A 4,725-nucleotide genomic window follows, 5' to 3' on the forward strand; every position below is an offset into this window, starting at 1 on the left:
CCTCAGGGGCGCGGGGAACTGCGCGACCAGCCCCACACAACCCGCACCCGCCCAACGACAGAAACCACCCCCCACCCCGGCGCATCACCACCGCGACGGTGGCGGCGCCGTCAAAGACTCCGCCAACCTGGACAGACGATCCCGGAAACGCCCCCGCCCCCTCCCGGAGGGCACCGCATTCTCGCCGCTCGCCGCACTCACCAGATGCTGGACCGTGTCCAGATCCAGCTCCCCACCCTCCGGCACGGCCAGTGCCTCGTGGGCCATGGCCGTCAGCTCACCCTCGCCGGGACCGAGGGCCAACACCGTCGCCCCGGCCCGCCGGACGTCGTGCACCCGCTCCAGAAGCGCCGCCCCCGGCTCGTCCGGCGACACCACCAGCAGCGTCTCCCCACGCCGCGCCGCCGCCAACCGGCCAAGACCGACGGCCAGATGCGCCGGATCCGAGGGGCGCGCGGCATGCCGTACGAGGGTCGGGGCCAGCTCCGGGGTCCCCGACCACGCGGCCTCGTCCACCAGATGGGCCGCCAGATGCCACGGCTCGTACTCCGGCGTGCCGACCAGCAGCAGTCCGCCCCCGTGCGCCACGGCGGACGCCCGCACCGCCCCCGCGAACCGCCGAGTGGCCCCCAACCACTCGGTCCCGGCGAGTACTTCGCGCAACAACGCGACCCGTACGGCATCCATGCGACCGCATCCTGCCGTAGCCCAACACTCGTGACCCGGAGTTCACCCCGAATTCGCCCGGCAAGGGGAAGCAGTGAGCCCCGGCGGCCATGGTGAGGAGTCCGACGATGACCGAGACCACTGTTCCCTTCCGCGCGGGCCAGGAGGGGTACGCCTCGTTCCGGATCCCGGCCGTCGTGGTCAGCGGTGCGGGCACGGTGCTCGCCTTCTGCGAGGGCCGCATCGAGTCCGCCGCCGACCACGGGCACATCGACATCGTGCTGCGGCGGTCCACGGACGGCGGCCGCACCTGGGGCCCGCTCGCGGTGGTCGCCGACAACAACTACCACCTCGCCGGCAACCCCGCCCCCGTCGTCCTCGACACCGGCCGCATCCTGCTCGTCTATCTCCGCAACCACGCCACCGCCACCGAGGCCGCCATCCTGCGCGGCGAGGTGAGCGACGCCGACGGCCGCCGGATCTGGGTGCGCCACAGCGACGACGACGGCGTCACCTGGTCCAGCTCGAAGGAGATCACCGCGCAGGTGAAGCGGCCGGGCTGGCGCTGGTACGCCACCACGCCCGGCCACGCGATCCAGCTGAGCACCGGCCGGGTCGTCGTCCCCGCCAACCACACCGTTCCGCCCACCGGCGACGACATCGGCACCGAGCCCAGATACAACAGCGGCCACTGCCTCCTCAGCGACGACCGGGGCGCCACCTGGCGCATCGGCTACGTCGACGAGAACACCGACGGCTACGTCAACGTCAACGAGACCACCGCAGCCGAACTCCCCGACGGCCGCGTCTACTTCAACACCCGCAACGACTCCCCGTCCCCCGGCAACCGCGCCGACGCCCACTCCACCGACGGTGGCACGACCCTGGTGAAACCCTTCCGCCCGCAGGCCGGCCTGTCCGCCCCCATCTGCGAGGGCAGCGTCCTGCAGCTCCGCGACCCCGACGTCCTGCTCTTCTCCGGCCCCGCCGACCCGGCCGCCCGCGCCCTGATGACCATCCGCGCCTCCACCGACGGCGGTCTCACCTGGCGGCCCGCGCACACGGTGGACGGGCTGCCCGCCGCGTACTCGGACCTCGTACGGATCGACGACGCGACCGTCGGACTCCTCTACGAGACCGGCGACTTCGGCCCGTACGAGACGATCGCCTTCCGACGGGTGCCCGTGACGGACCTCACCTGAGCCATCAGGGTGAGCGGGGCGGACGTAAAGTCGGCCCATGACCTCTACCGACAGTGCACAGCAGCCCGCCGCGACCCCCGCGAAGGCCCCGGCCAAGGACCCCTGGGACCTCCCCGACGTCTCCGGGCTGGTCGTCGGCGTGCTCGGCGGGACCGGGCCGCAGGGCAAGGGTCTCGCCTACCGGCTCGCCAGGGCCGGCCAGAAGGTGATCATCGGCTCGCGGGCCGCCGACCGCGCCCAGGCTGCCGCCGACGAGCTCGGGCACGGTGTCGAGGGCGCCGACAACGCCGAGTGCGCCCGGCGCAGCGACATCGTGATCGTCGCCGTGCCGTGGGAGGGCCACGGCAAGACGCTGGAGTCCCTGCGCGAGGAGCTGGCCGGCAAGCTGGTCGTCGACTGCGTCAACCCGCTCGGCTTCGACAAGAAGGGCGCCTACGCGCTGAAGCCGGAGGAGGGCAGCGCTGCCGAGCAGGCCGCCGCCCTGCTGCCGGACTCCCGGGTGACGGCCGCCTTCCACCATCTGTCGGCGGTGCTGCTGCAGGACCCGGAGATCGACGAGATCGACACGGATGTCATGGTCCTCGGCGAGGTGCGCGCCGACGTCGAGATCGTCCAGGCCCTGGCCGGCCGCATCCCCGGCATGCGCGGCATCTTCTCGGGACGGCTGCGCAACGCCCACCAGGTGGAGTCGCTGGTGGCGAACCTGATCTCGGTGAACCGGCGCTACAAGGCACACGCCGGGCTGCGCGTCACGGACGTGTGAGGGCTAGGTCCTGTCCGGCGGACAGGACTTTCGGAGGATGGGGGACACTGGTCGCCGTAGCAGTGTCCCCCGAAGGAGCCGACCGAAATGCCCCGCCTCGCCATCTATGCCCTGATCGTCTGTCTTCTCTCCGTGGCCGCGGCGGTCGTGTCCTTCGCTCAGGGCAGCTTCCTGGGGGTCATCTGGGTGCTGCTGGCCGGGCTGTCGTCGAACATGACCTGGTACTACGTCAAGCGCGCCAAGGACCAGCGGCGCGGCTCCGTCACGGGCTGACCTGGCAGTACTCGCTGGTGTCCTGCCAGAAGCGGTAGAGGCTCTCCCCGCAGTAGCGATCCAGGCCGTGGACGCCCAGGCTGTCCATCACCGAGTAGATCAGCTGGAAGAACTCCCTGTTCACCGCGGGGAGCATGAGCAGCGCGAACACGAGCAGCAGACCGAACGGGGCGAACGGCTCCACCTGGCGCTTGATCTTGTACGACAGCCACGGCTCGATCACACCGTAGCCGTCCAGGCCCGGGACCGGCAGGAAGTTCAGGATCGCCGCCGTGACCTGGAGCAGCGCGAGGAAGGCGAGCGCGAACCGGAAGTCCGCGGGGACGCCGTCCAGCGCGTCCAGCCAGAACGGGGCGGTGCACACCACGGCGAAGAGCACGTTGGTCAGCGGACCGGCCGCCGAGATCAGACTGTGCCGCCAGCGCCCCCGGATCCGCCCGTGCTCGATGAAGACGGCGCCGCCCGGCAGACCGATGCCGCCCATGATCACGAAGACGACCGGGAGCACGATGCTGAGCAGCGCGTGCGTGTACTTCAGCGGATTGAGGGTGAGGTAGCCCTTCGCGCCGACCGAGATGTCCCCGCTGTGCAGCGCGGTACGCGCGTGTGCGTACTCGTGCAGACACAGGGACACGATCCAGGCGGCGGTCACGAAGAGGAACACGGCCAGGCCGGCCTGCTCGGCGAACCCGGACCAGGTCGCCCAGCCCGTCACCGCCGTGACGGCCAGGATGCCCACGAAGACGGGGCTGATCCGCCGGTCGCTGCGGCGGGTGAGAGCGGTGGTCATGGGGGCGGGCTCCTGGGGGACGTGACGGAACGGGACGGGAGTAACGGGGTGTCGGACCTGCCCGACCGTACCGGGCGTACGGGGAAAACGTCTCGCGGTGGGCCGGTGGTTCCAGGGAGGGTGGGGGCGGTCACCCGCCGCAACCGACCCGCCTCACAGCCCAACCCTGTGACCCTCGCCGAACCGACCGGAGACAATGGACCCCGTGCGCTATCGCATCCTCGGCACCACCCAGGCACTCCGCCCCGACGGCAGCTCCGTCCCGCTGGGCGGGGCCCGGCTGCGTGCCCTGCTGACCGTGCTCGCGCTGCGGGGCGGCCGGGCCGTGCCGGCGGGCATGCTGGTCGACGAGGTCTGGGAGGGCGATCCGCCCGCCGACGCCACGGGCGCGTTGCAGGCACTCGTCGGACGGTTGCGGCGGGCGCTCGGAGCCGACGCCGTGGTCTCGGCGGAGGGCGGCTACCGGCTCGCCGCCGCGCCCGACGACATCGACCTGCACCGCTTCGAACGGCTCGTCGGCGAGGGCACGCGCGCGTTGGCCGACGGCGACCCCGCCAAGGCCGCCGAGGCCCTCGACGACGCCCTCGCCCTGTGGCGCGGCCCCGCCGTCGCCGACCTCCCCGACCGCACCGCCGAGGCGGCCCGCCAGGAGGCCCGGCGCCTGGACGCCCTGCGCGCCCGCCACACCGCCGCCCTCGCCCTCGGCCACGCCGAACAGTCCCTGCCCGAACTCACCGCCCTGTGCGACACCCACCCCCTGGACGAGCCGTTGCAGGCCCTGCGCCTGCGCGCCCTGCGCGACGCCGGCCGTACCGCACAGGCACTGGCCGCCTACGAGGACGTACGCCACCTCCTGGCCGACCGGCTCGGCTCGGACCCGGGGCCCGAACTGCGCTTTCTGTACGGGGAGTTGCTGCGACCGGGCGCGTCCGGCATGCCGCCGAGCCCCGACGCCCTCGCCGCCCCCGATGCCCGCGCCACGGCCGCACCCGGCCCGAGCCGCGCCCCCGGCCCCTCCACCACACCCGGCA

At 72.6% G+C, this 4,725-nt stretch carries 6 protein-coding genes; 4 read left to right on the forward strand and 2 right to left on the reverse strand.

Annotated features, from left to right (window positions below; all coding sequences use genetic code 11):
- Window positions 1–84: 84 nt before the first annotated feature.
- The gene (locus L0P92_RS42225) at window positions 85–687 is read right to left on the reverse strand and encodes a hypothetical protein (protein WP_234768444.1); all 603 of its coding nucleotides are present in this window, start codon (window positions 685–687) and stop codon (window positions 85–87) included.
- Between the two features lie 107 nt (window positions 688–794).
- Between L0P92_RS42225 and L0P92_RS42230 the strand changes: the two genes are divergently transcribed.
- The 3 genes from L0P92_RS42230 (at window position 795) to L0P92_RS42240 (ending at window position 2,904) form a co-directional block, all read left to right on the forward strand.
- Window positions 795–1,868, forward strand: coding sequence for a sialidase family protein (locus tag L0P92_RS42230; RefSeq protein WP_234768445.1), 1,074 nt, complete (start codon window positions 795–797; stop codon window positions 1,866–1,868).
- A 37-nt stretch (window positions 1,869–1,905) separates the two neighbouring features.
- Complete coding sequence (gene npdG / locus L0P92_RS42235) at window positions 1,906–2,631, forward strand: NADPH-dependent F420 reductase (protein WP_234768446.1); 726 nt, start codon at window positions 1,906–1,908, stop codon at window positions 2,629–2,631.
- Window positions 2,632–2,718: 87 nt separating this feature from the next.
- Entirely contained in the window at window positions 2,719–2,904 is a 186-nt protein-coding gene (locus L0P92_RS42240) for a hypothetical protein (protein WP_234768447.1), read from the forward strand.
- On the opposite strand, the gene L0P92_RS42245 is transcribed toward L0P92_RS42240, so the two are convergent.
- Window positions 2,894–3,694 carry a site-2 protease family protein gene (locus tag L0P92_RS42245; RefSeq protein ID WP_234768448.1) on the reverse strand — a complete coding sequence of 267 codons (801 nt, stop codon included), beginning with the start codon at window positions 3,692–3,694 and terminating at the stop codon, window positions 2,894–2,896. The genes L0P92_RS42240 and L0P92_RS42245 overlap by 11 nt on opposite strands.
- A 196-nt stretch (window positions 3,695–3,890) precedes the next feature.
- On the opposite strand from L0P92_RS42245, the gene L0P92_RS42250 reads away from it, so the two are divergent.
- A partial coding sequence (locus tag L0P92_RS42250) for an AfsR/SARP family transcriptional regulator (protein ID WP_234768449.1) occupies window positions 3,891–4,725 on the forward strand: 835 nt, incomplete at its 3' end.

The organism is Streptomyces muensis, assembly GCF_021474425.1.
Taxonomy (GTDB): Bacteria; Actinomycetota; Actinomycetes; order Streptomycetales; family Streptomycetaceae; genus Streptomyces; species Streptomyces muensis.

Coding starts and splice junctions, on each gene's coding strand:
- L0P92_RS42225 (WP_234768444.1), bottom strand. CDS start 687: ATGGATGCCGTACGGGTCGCGTTGTTGCGCGAAGTACTCGCCGGGACC.
- L0P92_RS42230 (WP_234768445.1), top strand. CDS start 795: ATGACCGAGACCACTGTTCCCTTCCGCGCGGGCCAGGAGGGGTACGCC.
- npdG (WP_234768446.1), top strand. CDS start 1,906: ATGACCTCTACCGACAGTGCACAGCAGCCCGCCGCGACCCCCGCGAAG.
- L0P92_RS42240 (WP_234768447.1), top strand. CDS start 2,719: ATGCCCCGCCTCGCCATCTATGCCCTGATCGTCTGTCTTCTCTCCGTG.
- L0P92_RS42245 (WP_234768448.1), bottom strand. CDS start 3,694: ATGACCACCGCTCTCACCCGCCGCAGCGACCGGCGGATCAGCCCCGTC.